16 protein-coding genes are annotated in these 15,664 nt (G+C 70.8%); 15 read left to right on the plus strand and 1 reads right to left on the minus strand.

Features of this window, described 5'->3' with window-relative positions:
- The first annotated feature begins 509 nt into the window (after nucleotides 1-509).
- The 8 genes from ACFYYW_RS24960 (at nucleotide 510) to rfbD (ending at nucleotide 7,472) form a co-directional block, all read left to right on the plus strand.
- Nucleotides 510-887 carry a hypothetical protein gene (locus ACFYYW_RS24960; protein ID WP_387651903.1) on the plus strand — a complete coding sequence of 126 codons (378 nt, stop codon included), beginning with the start codon at nucleotides 510-512 and terminating at the stop codon, nucleotides 885-887.
- 19 nt (nucleotides 888-906) lie between these two features.
- Complete coding sequence (locus ACFYYW_RS24965; protein WP_387651906.1) at nucleotides 907-1,791, plus strand: DMT family transporter; 885 nt, start codon at nucleotides 907-909, stop codon at nucleotides 1,789-1,791.
- The gene (locus tag ACFYYW_RS24970; protein ID WP_387651908.1) at nucleotides 1,788-2,420 is read left to right on the plus strand and encodes a GntR family transcriptional regulator; all 633 of its coding nucleotides are present in this window, start codon (nucleotides 1,788-1,790) and stop codon (nucleotides 2,418-2,420) included. The genes ACFYYW_RS24965 and ACFYYW_RS24970 overlap by 4 nt, the downstream gene beginning before the upstream one ends.
- 70 nt (nucleotides 2,421-2,490) lie before the next feature.
- Entirely contained in the window at nucleotides 2,491-2,841 is a 351-nt protein-coding gene (locus ACFYYW_RS24975) for a hypothetical protein (RefSeq protein WP_352322218.1), read from the plus strand.
- 265 nt (nucleotides 2,842-3,106) lie between these two features.
- A complete protein-coding gene (locus ACFYYW_RS24980; protein ID WP_387651911.1) occupies nucleotides 3,107-4,561 on the plus strand; it encodes a sugar transferase in 1,455 nt (484 codons plus the stop codon).
- Nucleotides 4,562-4,563: 2 nt separating this feature from the next.
- A complete protein-coding gene (locus ACFYYW_RS24985; RefSeq protein WP_387651914.1) occupies nucleotides 4,564-5,631 on the plus strand; it encodes a glucose-1-phosphate thymidylyltransferase in 1,068 nt (355 codons plus the stop codon).
- Nucleotides 5,628-6,551, plus strand: coding sequence for a dTDP-glucose 4,6-dehydratase (gene rfbB / locus ACFYYW_RS24990; protein WP_387651918.1), 924 nt, complete (start codon nucleotides 5,628-5,630; stop codon nucleotides 6,549-6,551). The genes ACFYYW_RS24985 and rfbB overlap by 4 nt, the downstream gene beginning before the upstream one ends.
- Nucleotides 6,552-7,472: a dTDP-4-dehydrorhamnose reductase gene (gene rfbD, locus ACFYYW_RS24995; RefSeq protein ID WP_387651920.1), complete on the plus strand. Its 921-nt coding sequence runs from the start codon at nucleotides 6,552-6,554 to the stop codon at nucleotides 7,470-7,472.
- Here rfbD and ACFYYW_RS25000 read toward each other — a convergent pair.
- On the minus strand, nucleotides 7,395-8,255 hold the full coding sequence (locus ACFYYW_RS25000) for a dTDP-4-dehydrorhamnose 3,5-epimerase family protein (RefSeq protein WP_387651923.1): 861 nt from the start codon (nucleotides 8,253-8,255) through the stop codon (nucleotides 7,395-7,397). The two genes, rfbD and ACFYYW_RS25000, sit on opposite strands and share 78 nt — an antisense overlap.
- Nucleotides 8,256-8,305: 50 nt before the next feature.
- Between ACFYYW_RS25000 and ACFYYW_RS25005 the strand changes: the two genes are divergently transcribed.
- From ACFYYW_RS25005 to ACFYYW_RS25035, 7 genes are read left to right on the plus strand one after another with little or no spacing between them, the layout of a single operon-like run.
- The gene (locus ACFYYW_RS25005) at nucleotides 8,306-9,523 is read left to right on the plus strand and encodes a class I SAM-dependent methyltransferase (protein ID WP_387651926.1); all 1,218 of its coding nucleotides are present in this window, start codon (nucleotides 8,306-8,308) and stop codon (nucleotides 9,521-9,523) included.
- A complete protein-coding gene (locus ACFYYW_RS25010) occupies nucleotides 9,520-10,293 on the plus strand; it encodes a glucose-1-phosphate cytidylyltransferase (RefSeq protein WP_387651929.1) in 774 nt (257 codons plus the stop codon). The genes ACFYYW_RS25005 and ACFYYW_RS25010 overlap by 4 nt, the downstream gene beginning before the upstream one ends.
- Nucleotides 10,290-10,943: a PIG-L deacetylase family protein gene (locus ACFYYW_RS25015; RefSeq protein WP_387651932.1), complete on the plus strand. Its 654-nt coding sequence runs from the start codon at nucleotides 10,290-10,292 to the stop codon at nucleotides 10,941-10,943. Before ACFYYW_RS25010 ends, ACFYYW_RS25015 begins: the two co-directional genes overlap by 4 nt.
- Before the next feature lie 6 nt (nucleotides 10,944-10,949).
- On the plus strand, nucleotides 10,950-11,972 hold the full coding sequence (locus ACFYYW_RS25020) for an SDR family oxidoreductase (protein ID WP_364419655.1): 1,023 nt from the start codon (nucleotides 10,950-10,952) through the stop codon (nucleotides 11,970-11,972).
- Entirely contained in the window at nucleotides 11,969-13,246 is a 1,278-nt protein-coding gene (locus ACFYYW_RS25025; protein ID WP_387651934.1) for a DUF4910 domain-containing protein, read from the plus strand. The genes ACFYYW_RS25020 and ACFYYW_RS25025 overlap by 4 nt, the downstream gene beginning before the upstream one ends.
- Nucleotides 13,234-14,214 carry a hypothetical protein gene (locus tag ACFYYW_RS25030; RefSeq protein ID WP_387651936.1) on the plus strand — a complete coding sequence of 327 codons (981 nt, stop codon included), beginning with the start codon at nucleotides 13,234-13,236 and terminating at the stop codon, nucleotides 14,212-14,214. The genes ACFYYW_RS25025 and ACFYYW_RS25030 overlap by 13 nt, the downstream gene beginning before the upstream one ends.
- On the plus strand, nucleotides 14,204-15,655 hold the full coding sequence (locus ACFYYW_RS25035) for an oligosaccharide flippase family protein (protein ID WP_387651938.1): 1,452 nt from the start codon (nucleotides 14,204-14,206) through the stop codon (nucleotides 15,653-15,655). Before ACFYYW_RS25030 ends, ACFYYW_RS25035 begins: the two co-directional genes overlap by 11 nt.
- Nucleotides 15,656-15,664: the final 9 nt, after the last annotated feature.

Below are 15,664 nucleotides of genomic sequence, written 5' to 3' on the forward strand. Positions count from 1 at the left end.
CGTGACCAGTGCCACGGCCAAGGCAGTCAGCCGAACGGATAAGGACGTGAACGCGTTTCTGCGCATGTGTTCTCCCCCCACCAGGTCCTCCGGGCCGTCGTTGCGCGCCCAGAAGCCGATGCTGATCAGCCCGTAATTGGCGAGCAAGGGGAAAAGAGATAACAACTGCGTAACTCGCGCCGCGAGTAAGGCAGTGTTATGGCACGGACCGCACGGGAAAACGGTTGCCTCGCGGTTTTCGGCCGCGCCTTTCCCGTCGGCGCGAAAAGGTTCCCGGCAATCCACGGGCGAATATGGCGCGGCGCATGGCTTTCCGTGATCGCGGGATCGCTCCGGCGGCCGTGAATGCGGTCACGCGCCCGCGGGCCGGCGCAGCGGAATTCCGGACGGTTCCATTCGTTCCCCGCGGCCCGACGGAAACGGACGCCGAGGGCCGGTATTCCGGGCCGGCGCGCATGCGAATGGACGCGAGTGGTCGGCGTGGCGCGCCCTGATCTAGGCTTTCGGACGTGAATGGAGAGAGTCTGGCCGCGGCTGGCCTGCTGGAAACTCTGAGCCGGGCCGCGGTGGTTCTCGCCGAGTCGCGGCACCCCTTCGTGTGCAGCACCCCGTTCTCCTTCTTCGTCCCGCCCGCCGGGGTCAGGGTCGGAACCGTGTTCACGCTTCCCGACGGGCGCGAGGTGTCCTTCGCCGTCTCCGTCGCGGTCGCCGGCGACGCCTTCCACGTGGACGGTTCGGTGACGGTCGAGAGCGAGGTGCTGCTGGAGTTGCCGCGTGCGAGCGCGCCGGCGATCCAGGACGCGCTGGCGGTGCTGGAGGACCACGCGGGGGAGGTGGCGGCGGCGTCGGGCCGGCTGATCGACCAGTTACTGGAGGATATTGTATAGTTGTCAGACAATGTCTGGCATGAAGAACGGTCCTCTCGCCGTCGTGGCCGCCTCCGTGCTGTGGGGCACGGCCGGCACAGCGGGGCTGCTGGTTTCCGCGGACTCCGTCGCCCTGGCCGCGGCCAGGCTGGTCGTCGGCGGCACGGCGCTCGCCCTGCTCGCCGGGTCCGGGCTGCGGCGCACGATCACCCCTTCCCTGCTGCTGGCCGCTGCCGCCGTGGCCGCGTACCAGTTGTGCTTCTTCGCCGCCGTCAGCCGCACGGGCGTGGCCATCGGAACGGTGGCGGCGATCGGGAGCGGGCCGGTCTTCACCGGATTGCTGTCCTGGCTGCTGCACCGCAGAAAGCCGGACGCGCGGTGGGCGCTGGCGACCACCGCGGCCGTCTGCGGCTGCGCGGCCCTGATCGTCGGCGGCGACCCGGCGGGCGGGCAGGTGGCGGGCGGTCAGGTGGTCATCGGGGTCGCGTTCGCCCTGCTCGGCGGACTGCTCTACGCCTTCTACGCCGTCACCGCGGCGCGGGCCATCAGCGGGGGCGCGGCGTCCGGTGCCGTCATGGGCGTCCTGTTCGGCGGAGCGGCCCTGATCATGCTGCCGGTCCTGCTGCTGACCGGCGCCGAGTGGCTGGCCGAGCCGGAGAGCCTGATCGCCGTCGCCTATCTCGGCCTGGGAACCACGGCACTGTCCTATTTCCTGTACGGCCGTGGCCTGCGCACCACCCCGGTCGCCACGGCGGCGACCCTGGCCCTCGCCGAGCCGGCGGTCGCGGCGCTCCTCGGCGTCGTGGTGCTGCGGGAGCACCTCGGCCTGGTCCCCGTCGCGGGGCTCGTGCTGATGGCGATCGGGCTCGTCGCGGTGGCCGTACCGGATAAGGCGCGGGCGGGGGCGTTAGAGTCACAGCCGTGACGTTGTCCCTCAAACCAGTCTCCGCCGTCGACGCGCTGGCCGACGCCCTGCGCACCAGGGTGTTGTCGGGCGAGTTCGAGCCGGGCACCTCCCTGCCCGAGCAGGAGATCGCCGCCGCGTACGGCGTCGCGCGGCCGACCGTTCGCGAGGCGCTGGCGATGCTGGTCCACGAGGGGCTGCTCAGGCGCGAGCGCAACCGCAGCGCCTATGTCCCCGAGGTGACGATCTCGGACCTGGACGACCTCATGTACGTGCGCCGGCCGCTGGAGGACCTGATGGCGAGGGCCGTGGCGGGACGCCGGGTCGAGCCGGCGGAGGCGGCGCTGCGCAGGATGGACGGCCTGCCGGAGCAGGCGCCGTGGTCGGCGGTCGTGGCCGAGCACATGGCGTTGCACCAGGCGCTCATCGAGGCCGTGGGCAGCCCCCGGCTGGAACGTCTCTACGCTGGTCTCGCCGCCGAGACCAGGCTCGGCCTGGTGCGGCTCAAGCAGGTGTACAAGGACCGCGACGTGCTGGTCCGCGAGCACCGCGCCCTGCTGGACGCCGTCGCCGACGGGCCGCAGGACGCAGCGCGGGCGGCGGTGGCCGCGCACCTCAACCACTCGTGGGGGCAGGAAACGGACGGCTGACCGTCCTTCGGACGGGGCATTCAGGACGAACCCTTGCGTGATCCGCCCGCGACTCGCAAGAATCGCGCCCATGCACGGCAATGCGATGCCGGACTCCTACGTGTATGTCACTGAAGAGGGCGTCACTCGTCACTACGCGGACGGGAGCGTCGAAGCCCTCGCGTGGGAGGACGTGGTCGAGATCCGTGTCGTCGCCGCCTCCGGGGAAGACATCCACTACATCCTGCTCGATCGGGACGGCGAGGGCTGCGTGGTCCCGCGCAGCGCGACGGACGCCACCTTCCTGGCCCGGCTGAGGTACCTGCCCGACTTCGACGTCGATCGCCTCCGCCTGGCGGCCGACTCGGCCGGCGACGCCGTCGTGGTCGTCTGGCGCAGCCCGGACCCGCCCAGCGCGCTTCCGGACCTGGAGTACGACTAGGCCGTTATGGCGTCACCAGCCGAAATATTGCCTTAAACCTCACATTTACCCCTCGCGGGCGTTGCATTTTTGGACCGTTCCGTCAAGGTCTCTTGTCAACTAACCTTCGTCCGATTGTGGACATTTGCTCGGTATTTCCCTGCTTCGGATTGATCTTTACCCTTTAGTGGGGGCCGCCGCCCTTGATCAGACATGGGCTATGTCAACCCATGTGGCTCAAGAGACGTCATGTACAGCGGTGTACGGAGTCATCAGGGTGGTTTCTATGAGGGTGGGGACTGGGGAGTCCGCTGTCGTGCTCCTTGAGGCCGTACCGCGTCATCCGTCCAGCATCTGGACGCGGGCCTACTCGCGACTTCTGTTGCTCGGGGACACTACCTGCGCTTTCGCGGCGTGTGTCGGAGTGATTGGAGTTCGAGCGCTCGACGACGCGTACGTTCCTTTCGAGGAGTTCGTGCTCGGATTCGTTCTGGTACTGGCCTGGCCGGTCGCGCTCGTGTTCGGCGGCGCCTACCGGCAGCGGGCCAACGGAGAAGGAACGGAGGAGTTCAAGGCGGTCTTCAACGGCGGGATCGGCCTCATGGCGGCGGTGGCGATCGGCGCCTACGCCACGCAGACCGCCGTCGCGCGGAGTTTCGTCATGGCGATGCTGCCGATGGCGCTGCTCTCGACGCTGTACTTCCGCTACAGAATGCGCAAGTACCTGCACCGCCGGCGAGTGAGCGGCGACTACATGCGCCAGGTCATCGCCGTCGGCCATCGGGACTCGATCCTCGACCTGATGGTGCAGTTCCGCCGCCAGCCCTATCACGGCATGGAGGTGGTGGGAGCCTGCCTGCCGACCGGCGATCCCGACATCGACCTCGACGGCGTCCCGGTGATGGGCTCGTTCCACGACGTGGCGGACGTGGTCGCGGACGCGCGCGCCGACGCGGTGGCGGTGCTGGCCTGTCCCGAGCTGGACGGCGCCGCGCTGCGCAGGCTCGCCTGGAGCCTGGAGCCGACCAGGACCGACCTGTTCGTCGCCCCCGCGCTGCTGGACGTGGCGGGGCCGCGCATCAGCATCAGGCCGGTGGCGGGCATGCCGCTGATGCACGTGGAGCACCCGGAGTTCGACGGCGCCAGGCGCTTCGTCAAGTCGGTCTTCGACCGCCTGGTCGCCGGCGTGGCCCTGCTCCTGCTCGCCGTGCCGCTGCTGCTGGTCGCGCTGCTGATCAGGAGCACCAGCGACGGGCCCGCGCTGTTCCGGCAGACCAGGATCGGCAAGGACGGCGCCGAATTCAGGGTCGTGAAATTTCGTACGATGGTGGCTGACGCTGAGCGGCTGAAAGGCACACTCCTCGACTCGAACGAGTTCGACGGCGTGCTGTTCAAGATGCGGCACGATCCACGGATCACCCGGGTGGGCGCGTTCCTGCGGAAGTACTCCGTGGACGAGCTCCCCCAGCTGCTCAACGTCATCCGCGGTGAGATGTCGCTGGTCGGCCCGAGACCGCCGCTGCCCGACGAGGTCGCCAGGTACGGGACCGACGTGCGCCGCCGCCTGGTGGTCAAGCCGGGCATGACCGGTCTCTGGCAGGTCAGCGGCAGATCCGACCTGAGCTGGGAGGAGTCCGTCCGTCTCGACCTGCGATACGTGGAGAACTGGTCGCTCATCCTCGACCTGCAGATCCTCTGGAAGACCTGGTCAGTCGTCACCCGTGGAGAAGGGGCTTACTAGCAGTGAAGGCGCTCGTGCTCGCCGGAGGATCCGGTACACGGCTACGGCCCATCACCCACACCTCGGCCAAACAACTGGTGCCGGTCGCGAACAAGCCGGTGCTGTTCTACGGCCTGGAGGCGATCGCGGAGACCGGCATCCAGGAGGTCGGCCTGGTGGTCGGCGACACCCAGCCGGAGATCGAGGCCGCCGTCGGCGACGGCTCGGCGTTCGGGTTGCAGGTCACCTACCTGCGTCAGAGCGCTCCGCTGGGGCTGGCGCACGGCGTGCTCATCGCACGGGACTTCCTGGGCGACGAGGACTTCGTCATGTACCTGGGCGACAACTTCATCGTCGGCGGGATCGGCGCGCTGGTGGACAGGTTCGCCGCCCGGCGGCCGGCCGCGCAGATCCTGCTGACCAGGGTCGGCGATCCCACGCAGTTCGGCGTGGCCGAGCTGGACGGCCTGGGCAGGGTGGTCGGCCTCGAGGAGAAGCCGGCCCGGCCCAAGAGCGACCTGGCCCTGGTCGGCGTCTACCTGTTCACCCCGGCCGTGCACGCCGCGGTCGCGGAGCTCAAGCCGTCGTGGCGGGGCGAGCTGGAGATCACCGACGCCATCCAGTGGCTGATCGAGGCGGGCATGGCCGTCGACTCGTCGGTGATCACCGGCTACTGGAAGGACACCGGCAACGTCACCGACATGCTGGAGGTCAACCGGCTGGTGCTCGAAGCGCTCGAACCGCGGGCCGAGGGCCTGGTGGACGAGGCCAGCGAGCTGGTCGGCCGGGTGGTGGTCGAGGCCGGCGCCGTGGTGGAGCGCTCCCGCCTGGTCGGCCCGGTGATCGTCGGGCCGGGCACCCGCGTCGCGGACAGCTACATCGGCCCGTTCACGTCCGTCGGCGCCGACTGCCTGGTCAGCGGCAGCGAGCTGGAGTATTCGATCGTGATGCCCGGCGCCTCCCTCACCGGGGTGGGCAGGATCGAGTCCTCGCTGATCGGCCACCACGTCGAGGTGACCGCCTCACTCAACACACCCAAGGCCCACCGTCTCGTGCTGGGCGATCACAGCAAGGTGCGGATCGGTACATGAAGAGGATTCTGGTGACCGGAGGGGCGGGATTCATCGGGTCCCACTTCGTCCGAGGGCTGCGTGACGCCGACGTGACCGTGCTCGACAAGCTCACGTACGCCGGCAACCTGGCCAACCTGGAGGGGGTGCCGCACGCGTTCGTCCGCGGCGACATCTGCGACGCCGACCTGCTGCGCCGGGTCGTCCCGGGGCACGACCTGGTGGTGAACTTCGCCGCCGAGTCGCACGTGGACCGGTCGATCGCGGGCGCGGCCGAGTTCGTGCGCACCAACGTCCTGGGCACCCAGACGTTGTTGCAGGCGTGCCTGGAGGCGGGGGTGCCGAAGGTCGTCCACGTCTCCACCGACGAGGTGTACGGCTCGATCGACATCGGCTCCTGGGACGAGTCCGCGCCGCTCCAGCCCCGGTCGCCGTACGCGGCGTCCAAGGCGGGCGCCGACATGCTGGCCCGCGCGTACGCCGTCACCCACGGGCTGAACGTCAGCGTCACCCGGTGCGGCAACAACTACGGCCCGCGCCAGTACCCGGAGAAGCTCATCCCGCTGTTCATCACCAACCTCCTGCGCGGCAGGAAGGTGCCGCTCTACGGCGACGGCGGCAACGTCCGGGACTGGATCCACGTCGAGGACCACTGCGCCGGGATCCGCCTGGTCGCGGAGGCGGGCGAGTCCGGCGAGGTGTACCACATCGCCGGTACGGCGGAGCTGACCAACAAGGAGCTGACCGGCCGCCTGCTCGAAGCCTGCGGCCGGAGCTGGGACCTGGTCGCCTACGTCGAGGACCGCAAGGGCCACGACCGGCGCTACTCGCTGGACGACCGCAAGCTGCGCGCGATGGGCTTCCGCCCGCAGGTCTCCTTCGAGCAGGGCCTGAAGGAGACCGTGCGGTGGTACCACGAGAACCGGGCCTGGTGGGCGTAGGTGACGCCGGAGCAGGCGGCGCCCGGCGCCGCCCTGACGTGGCTGGTGACGGGGGCGGGCGGGATGCTCGGCCACGACCTGACGCGGTCGCTGCGCGCCCTGCCGGACACGCGGGTGGCCGCGTTCACCAGGGCGGAGCTCGACGTGTGCGACGCGGCGGCGGTGGCGGCGGCGGTGCGCGCGACCGAGCCCGACGTGGTGGTCAACTGCGCCGCCTGGACCGACGTGGACGGCGCCGAGGCGGACGAGGCCGGGGCCATGGCCGTCAACGGAACCGCGGTGACCGGGCTCGCCCGGGTGTGCGCGGAGAGGGGAGCGCGGCTGCTGCAGCCCTCCACCGACTACGTCTTCGACGGCACGGCGCGCACGCCGTACGCGGAGGACGCCCCGGGGTGCCCGATCAACGCGTACGGCAGGTCCAAGCTGGCCGGTGAGCGTGCCGCCCTCGGCCACGGACACTACGTCGTGCGCACCGCGTGGCTCTACGGCGCGCGCGGGCGCAGCTTCACCCGGACGATGGCGGCGATGGCGGCGGCGGGCAGGCCGGCGAGGGTGGTCGACGACCAGCTCGGCCAGCCCACCTGGACCGCGGACCTGGCCGAACGGCTGATCCTGCTCGGCCGCGGCCAGGCCCCGCCCGGCGTCTACCACGCGACCAGCACGGGCCGGACGAGCTGGTACGGCCTGGCCCGGCTGGTCTACTCGCTGGCCGGGGCCGACCCCGGCCTGGTCGAGCCGGTCGGCTCCGCCGCCTTTCCCCGGCCCGCGCCCCGCCCCGCCTACAGCGTGCTGGGCCACGACGCCTGGGGGACGGTGACGCCGATGCGCGAGTGGCGCGCCGCCTTATCCGCCGCCTGGCCCCACCTGCTGGCCGGTTGGAACCCCGTAATGGGCCAGGCAGTCGGCGTAGGAGGGCAGTAGACCTTGTTCGGCTGCTTGCGCCAGCGTGGGCGCTGCGGCGTCCTTCTCCGACAGGACGGGCTCGATGCCAGCCGGCCAGGCGATGCCGAGGGCCGGGTCGAGCGGGTGGATGCCGTGCTCCATCTTCGGCGTGTAGGGGGTGGAGCACAGATAGACGACCGTGGCGGTGTCGCTGAGCGCGAAGAAGCCGTGCCCGAGGCCCTCGGCGAGGTAGACCGCCTGCCGCCGCCGGTCGTCGAGCTCGACGGTCACCGAACGGCCGAAGGTGGGCGATCCGGTGCGCACGTCCACGACGACGTCGAGCACTTTCCCGGACACGCACGTCACGAATTTCGCCTGTCCGGGCGGCACGCTGGAGAAATGCACGCCGCGCAGGGTGCCTTTGAAGGAGGTCGAGCAGTTGGCCTGGGCCACCTCCATGGGGCGGTCGAGCTCGTCCCTCTTGAACCATTCAAGGAACGACCCGCGGTGGTCACCGTGGATACGCGGGCTGAACAGCCGGGCACCGGCGAGATCAAGGGGGTCCATGAGGCGGATGATGGCACAGCGGGAACGTTCCGACCAGTGCCTGTAACGCCTGTGGTCATGGCCGCGAAATGTCAGTTGGCGCGGGTAAGGGGCCGGCGTCAAATGAGCACCCGGCACCGCATGCCCGTCGCGGAATTCGCGGTCGTGCTCGCCGGCCGCGAAATTTATTTCCTTCGCCACCCGGCCGTAGAAGGCAGATGAACCGCGCCGAACCGCACGTCCCAGAAATTCACCTGAATCCAGAACGCCTGTCATTGGGGAGGGACCATGGCTCGTCGGTACCAGTGTGAGAGAGGTCGAGGCCGGTGAGGCGGTGCCGGTTGTGCGGCTCGGACCGGCTGGCGAGCGTCGTCGATCTCGGCGCCACGCCTCCGTGCGAGCTGTTCCTCACCGAGGAACAGCTCGACGAGCCCGAACCCACCTACCCCCTGCACCTACGGGTCTGCACCGATTGCCGGCTGGCCCAACTCCCTCCGCTGATCAGGCCGGAGGACACCTTCACGGAGTACGCCTACTTCTCCTCCTACTCGGCCTCCTGGGTCGAGCACGCGCGGCGGTTCGCCGACTCCGCGCTCGACCGCCTGGCCCCCCGTTTCGTGGTCGAGGTGGCGAGCAACGACGGTTACCTGCTGCGGCATGTCGTCGAGCGCGGCGTCCGCTGCCTGGGCGTCGAGCCGTCGGCGAACGTGGGCCAGGCCGCCAGGGACAGGGGCGTGCCCACCCTCACCGCGTTCCTCGACCCGGAGACCGGGGCGGCGATCAGGGCCGAGCACGGGCCGGCCGACCTGGTGGTGGCCAACAACGTCTACGCGCACGTGCCCGACATCGTGGGCTTCACGCAAGGGCTGCGCGCGCTCGTCGCCGACGACGGCTGGGTCTCCATCGAGGTGCAGCACCTGCTCACGCTCATGGAGCTGAACCAGTACGACACGATCTACCACGAGCACTTCCAGTACTACACGGTCGCCTCGGCCCGGCGGGCGCTGGCGACGGGCGGGCTGACCCTGGTGGACGTGGAGCTCCTGCCGACGCACGGCGGCTCCATCCGCCTGTGGGCCAGGCCCGCCGAGGCGGCCGCCGGCCCGGGGCCACGCGTCGCCGACGTGCTGGACAGGGAGAAGGCCGCCGGGCTGGCGGAGACCGGCGGCTATGCCGAGTTCGGCGAGCGGGTGGCCAAGGTACGCCGCGACCTGCTGCGGTTCCTCATCGACGCGGCCGAGTCGGGCAAGACGGTGGTCGGCTACGGCGCCCCGGGAAAGGGCAACACCCTGCTCAACCACTGCGGCATCCGTCCCGACCTGCTGGCCTACACGGTGGACCGCAACCCGTACAAACACGGCAGGTTCACACCCGGGACGCGCATCCCCGTGCTGCCGCCCAGCAAGATCGCCGAGGACAGGCCCGACTACGTGCTGGTCCTGCCGTGGAACCTGCGGACCGAACTCCTCGAACAACTCTCCTACGTCCGCGAATGGGGTGGACGGCTGGTCTTCCCCATCCCGTCACTGGAGGTCGCGCCATGAAGGTCGTGCTCTTCTGCGGCGGTTACGGCACCCGCATGCGCAGCGGCGCGCCGGGAGACGTGCCCAAGCCCATGCAGCTCGTCGGCCCCCGCCCGCTCCTGTGGCACGTGATGCGCTACTACGCGCACTTCGGGCACACCGACTTCGTTCTCTGCCTCGGCTACGGCGCCCAGCACATCACCGAGTTCTTCCTCAACTACCGCGAGACGCTCTCCAACGACTTCGTGCTGCGCAAGGGCGAGGTCGAGATGCTCTCCCAGGACACCTCGGACTGGTCGATCTCCTTCGTCCAGACCGGCATCCAGTCGCCCATCGGGGAGCGGCTGCGCCGGGTCCGCCCGTACCTGGAGGGCGAGGACGTCTTCCTGGCCAACTACGCGGACGTGCTCACCGACGCCCCGCTGCCCGACATCGTCGACAGGTTCATGGCGGCGGACGTGGGCGCGTCCATGATGGTGGTGCCGCCGCCCGGCACGTTCCACTGCATCGACGTCACCGACGACGGGCTGGCCCGCGACATCGTCCCGGTCAGCGAGATGCCGCTCTGGGTGAACGGCGGCTACTTCGTCCTGCGCCAGGAGGTCTTCGACCATCTGCCGGAGAACGGCGACCTGGTCGGTGACGCCTGCGTGGAGCTGGCCAAGCGCGGCCGGCTGACGGCCTACCGGCACCGCGGCTACTGGCGGCCGACCGACACCGTCAACCAGCGCGTCGAGCTGGACGAGGCCTACTCGCGCGGCGACCGGCCGTGGGCGTTGTGGGAGAGATGATCGGGCTCCTCCCGGCACGCCTCGGCGAGGTCGTCGCGCTCGGCGCGCACTGCGACGACCTCGCGATCGGCGCGGGCGGCACCCTGCTCACCCTCTGCGCGGCCCGCCCCGGACTACGGGTCCACGCGCTCGTGCTGTCCGGCGGCGGCACCGGGCGCGAGGAGGAGGAGAGGGCGGCGCTGGCCGCCTTCTGCCCGGACGCCGACCTGCGGTTGAACGTGCTCAAGCTGCCCGACGGCCGGCTGCCCGCGTACTGGCAGGAGGCCAAGGACGCGCTGGAGGAGCTGCGCCGCGCGAGCGACCCGGACCTGATCCTCGCCCCGCACCGGGCCGACGCCCACCAGGACCACCGGGGCCTGGCCGAACTCGTGCCCACCGCCTTCCGTGACCACCTGACGCTCGGCTACGAGATCGTCAAATGGGACGGCGACCTCGGACGTCCCTCCCTCTACCAGCCGCTGCGCCCCGAGGTTGCGCGGGAGAAGGTCGCCCTGCTCCAGCGCCACTACCCCTCGCAGCGGCACCGCCCCTGGTACGACCCGGAGGCGTTCATCGGCCTGGCCCGCATCCGCGGCATCGAGTGCGGCGCCAGGTACGCCGAGGCCTTCCACGCCAGCAAACTCGTCATCGACCTCACAGCCGGAGGCTAGCCGGACATGCGTGTACTCCTGACCGGGCACCAGGGTTACCTGGGCACCGTCATGGCCCCCGTCCTGGCCGCGGCCGGGCACGAGGTGACCGGCCTCGACTCGGGCCTGTTCGCCGACTGCGTGCTCGGCCCGCCCCCACCCGAGCCGCTCGGGCTGGCCGCCGACCTGCGCGACGTGCCCGCCGAGGCGCTGGCCGGCTTCGACGCGGTCGTGCACCTGGCCGCGCTGTCCAACGACCCGCTGGGCTCGCTGGCGCCCGAGCTGACCTACGACATCAACTACCACGCCTCGGTCCGGCTGGCCCGGCTGGCCCGTGAGGCGGGGGCCAAGCGCTTCCTGTACGCCTCCACCTGCTCGGTCTACGGCTCGTCGGGAGGCGGGCAGCTGGTGACGGAGGACGCGCCGCTGCGTCCGCTGACGCCGTACGCCGAGTCCAAGGTCAGGGTCGAGGACGCGCTGCTCGACCTGGCCGACGACGACTTCACCCCGGTCTTCCTGCGCAACGCGACGGCCTTCGGCTTCTCCCCCCGGCTGCGCGCCGACATCGTGCTCAACAACCTGGTCGGGCACGCCCACCTGTCCGGTGAGGTCAGGGTGCTGTCCGACGGCACACCCTGGCGGCCGCTGGTGCACGCCCTCGACATCGCCGAGGCGTTCGCGGCCGCGCTGACCGCTCCCCGGGAGGCCGTGCACGCGCGGGCGTTCAACGTCGGCAGCGAGCAGAACAACGTCACGGTGGCCGAGATCGCCGCCGCCGTGGTCGCGGCGGTGCCGGGATCGACGCTGGTCATCACGGGGGAGACGGGGGCGGACCCGCGCTCGTACCGGGTGGACTTCTCCCGGGTGCGGGCCGCGCTCCCCGGTTACGAGGCCCGCTGGACGGTGAAGGAGGGCGCGATCGAGCTGATCGACGCCTACCGCCGCCACGGCCTCACCAGCCAGGGCTTCGAACGGCGGTTCACCCGGCTGGCCCGGCTGGCCGACCGGCAGGCCGACGGCACGGTGGACGGGGAGCTGCGGCCACAGTGAGCGGCAAGGAGATGCACGAGCTGGTGAGACGCCTCTACCCGCTGTGCAGGAGCATCACGGGCGACGGGGTCAGGGCCACCCTCGACGTCATCGGCGAGCATCTGCCGCTGAAGGTGTACGAGGTGCCCACCGGGACCCCGGTGCTCGACTGGCACGTGCCACGCGAGTGGAACATCAGGGACGCCTACGTCCGGGACCCCGCCGGGCGCAAGGTCGTCGACTTCGCCGAGTCCAACCTGCACGTCGTGGGCTACAGCGTCCCGGTCTCGGCGACGATGCCGCTGCGCGAGCTGCGCGGCCGCCTGCACACGCTGCCCGACCAGCCGGACCTCGTCCCGTACCGGACCAGCTACTGGGCCGAGGACTGGGGTTTCTGCCTGCGCCAGGAGACCCTGGACGGCCTGGCGGACGGCGACTACGAGGTCGTCATCGACTCCACGCTGGCCGACGGGCACCTCACCTACGCCGAGCACGTCGTGCCCGGCGAGAGCGAGCAGGAGGTGCTGATCTCCTGCCACACCTGCCATCCCTCGCTGGCCAACGACAACCTCGCCGGCATCGCGGTGGCCGTCTGGCTGGCCCGGCGGCTGGCCGGGACCCGCCTGCGGCACACCTACCGGTTCCTGTTCGCGCCGGGCACCATCGGCTCGATCACCTGGCTGGCCCGCAACCGGGAGGCGGCCGGGCGGGTCCGGCACGGTCTGGTGCTGGCCTGCGCGGGAGACGCCGGCGCGCTCACCTACAAGCGCAGCAGGCGCGGCGACGCCGAGATCGACCGGGCGATGGCGTACGTGCTGGCCTCCTCGGGCCGGCCGCACTCCACGCTCGACTTCTCGCCGTACGGCTACGACGAGCGGCAGTACTGCTCGCCCGGCTTCGACCTGCCGGTCGGCTCCCTGACCCGCTCGACCTACGCGAGCTATCCCGAGTACCACACCTCCGGCGACGACCCGGACTTCGTGCTGCCGGAGTCGCTGGAGGACACGCTGGAGACCTGCTGGGAGACGTTCGCGGTGCTCGAAGGCAACCGGCGTTACGTCAACCTCCGGCCGTACGGGGAGCCGCAGCTCGGCCGGCGCGGGCTGTACGACGCGCTGGGCGGGCGCAGCGACACCAAACAGGCGCAGCTGGCGATGCTCTGGGTGCTGAACCTTTCCGACGGAGACAACACGCTGCTCGACGTGGCCCAGCGGTCCGGCCTGCCGTTCGCCGCGATCGCCGAGGCCGCGCAGAGCCTACGAGAGGCGGAACTGGTGGCGGAATGCACGGAATGAGCCTGCGCGCGGGCGACCTGGTGGAGGTCCGCGGCGAGGCCGAGATCCTCGCGACCCTGGACGAGAACGGCGAGCTGGACGGCCTGCCGTTCATGCCGGAGATGGTGAAGTTCTGCGGCCAGCGCCTCACCGTGCACAAGGTGGCGCACAAGTTGTGCGACACGTTGTACAAGACGGGCCTGCGCCGCATGGAGGACGCCGTGCACCTGGTCTCCGCGCGCTGCGACGGCGCGGCGCACGGCGGCTGCCAGACGGCCTGCTCCATGTACTGGAAGACGGCCTGGATCCGGCGGGTCGAGGCGGGCGATCCGCCGCCCGACACCGTGCCGGACTCGCGGCTGCTGCCGCTGCTGGAGGTCAACACCCGCAAGCCCCCCGGCGAAGACGGCTGCGCACGGTACTCCTGCCAGGCGACCGAGCTGCTCAGAGCCGCGCCCCAGCCGCTGCCGATGGCCGACGTCAAGCAGTTCGTGGCCGACGTGCGCACGGGCAACGCCGGCCTCGGCCAGACGGCGCGGGCCGTCGCCATCGGGCTGTACAACCGGTTCCAGCACGCCACGAGGAAGCGGCTGCCTGCGGCGATCCTGATCAACAAGGGCAGGCCCTGGGGGCACATGACCGGCAGCGTGCGCGGCCGCACCCCGGTGAGAACGCTCGACCTGCGACCCGGTGAGCTCGTGCGCGTCCGGTCCAGGGAGGAGATCCTCGCCACCGTCAACGAGGAGCTGTCCAACCGCGGCATGAACTTCGACGCCGAGCTGGCCCGCTACTGCGGCACGACCGCCCGGGTGCGCGCCAGGGTCGAGCGGTGCCTGGACGAGCGGACCGGGCGCATGCTGGAGATGAAGACGCCCTGCATCGTCCTGGAGGACGTGGTGTGCGCGGGCGTGCACTCGCTCAACTGTCCCCGGGAGTTCTTCCCGTTCTGGCGGGAGATCTGGCTGGAGCGGGTCGCGGATGACGAGTGAGCCGGTCGAGAGCACCAGGGCGGGGTCGGCGGCCCGGGGGCTGCGCTGGGGGCTGGTCGCCAGAGGCGCCTCGAAGCTGGCCACCTTCGCCATGAGCCTGGTGCTGGCCCGCCTCCTCGCGCGCGAGGACTTCGGCCTGTACGCCGTCGCGCTCTCGGCCAACCAGTTCCTGTTCTACGTCAACGACGCCGGGATCGTGGCGGCCGTGGTGCAGTGGCGGGGCAGGCTGGAGGACATGGTGGCCACCGCGACCACCGTGGTCCTGACGATCAGCGTGACCGTGTACGCGCTGTTCTGGTTCTCCGCGCCGTTCTTCACGGCCATGGCGGGCAGCGAGTCGGCGACCCCCGTCGTACGGCTGCTCACCCTGATCATCGTCATCGACGGCTTCGTCAACGTCCGCAGCGCGATCATGTTGCGCGGCTTCCGGCAGGACATGATCGCCAAGGCGAACATGATGGGCATCGCCGTACAGGTGCCGCTGGCGATCACGCTGGCGGCGCTCGGTGCGGGCGTCTACAGCTTCGCCCTCGGCGCGGTGGCCAACTCGCTGGTCAGCGGGGCGCTGGTGCTGTGGTGGGCCAAGGTGCCCTTCCGGCTCGGCTTCGACCGGGCCATCGCGGGCCGGCTGCTGCGCTTCGGCGTGCCGCTGGCCGGCAGCCTGGGGCTGGAGGCGCTGGTGCTCAACGCAGACGCGGTCATCGTCGGCAGGACGCTGGGCCTCACCATGCTGGGCTACTACATGCTGGCCATGAACGTGTCGAGCTGGGTGCCCGGCCTGATCGGCGAGGCCCTTCGGCACGTCACGCTGCCCGGCTTCTCCCGGGTCGCCGACGAGAACCCGGCCGCCTTCTCCGACCGCGTCCAGCAGATCGTGCCCATGCTGATCATGCTGGTGACGCCGGTCGCGGTGCTGATCGGCGTGCTCGCGCCGCAGCTCGTCGCCCTGCTGTACGGACCCCGCTGGCTGCCGGCCGCGGCTGCCCTGTCCTTCCTGATGGCGCTCATGGTGGTGCGCATGCTCACCGCGCTGGCGTTCGACATCCTCACCTCGCTCGGCGTCACCCGGCGCATCGTGTGGATGAACCTGAGCTGGGCGGCCGTGTTGCTGCCCGCGCTCTACCTGGGGGCCGAGCTGGGCGGCATCCGGGGCGTGGCGATCGGGCACGTGGTGGCCGCGTTCCTGGTCGGGCTGCCCGTGGCGGCCTGGCAGCTGCACCGGTCGGGCGTGGTGATCGCGCCGGTCGCGGCGCCCGTCGCGCGGCTGCTGCTGGGCGGCCTGGCGGGCGGCGCGGCGGCCTGGCTCGTCGCCGGGCTGACCTCGGACGCCGTCGTGCTCGTGCAGCTCGTGGCGGCGGGCGCGGCCGGCTTCGCCGTCTACGTGGTCGTCGGGATCTCGCGCGCCCGGTTCAGGCAGATCCGCGAGGTGGCGGCCGGCTGAGCCGGGGCG

The sequence above is a fragment of the Nonomuraea sp. NPDC001831 genome (assembly GCF_042892035.1).
Taxonomy (GTDB): domain Bacteria; phylum Actinomycetota; class Actinomycetes; order Streptosporangiales; family Streptosporangiaceae; genus Nonomuraea.